Raw genomic sequence first — 232 nt, 5'->3', positions numbered from 1 at the left:
ATAAGAACCAAGCTGATATTGATTCGCAAGTTCTTTCACAACAACAGGAAAGCTATAAACATTGAATTTTTGAATTTTTCCATCCAATGTTGGAATTGAAACAACAACTGGTGTAGAGTTCTGTCCCATTTCTTGCGCACCTTTCAATTGAGATCTCAGCAGATTTAGATCTAATTTGAAATATGATGCAACAGTAGTGCCCTTCACATCTACTGTTCTTTTTTTGCTATCC

1 protein-coding gene is annotated in these 232 nt (G+C 35.3%); it reads right to left on the bottom strand.

Features of this window, described 5'->3' with window-relative positions:
* Positions 1–232 (bottom strand): hypothetical protein (locus SCA31_RS25720; protein ID WP_410699754.1); only part of this gene is annotated, 232 nt, incomplete at both ends.

Origin of the sequence: Chryseobacterium sp. SIMBA_028 (assembly GCF_046535285.1) — a bacterium.
Classification (GTDB): domain Bacteria; phylum Bacteroidota; class Bacteroidia; order Flavobacteriales; family Weeksellaceae; genus Chryseobacterium.
The sequence above is the reverse complement of the archived record's forward strand: the minus strand, read 5'-3'. Positions and strand labels throughout refer to the sequence as shown.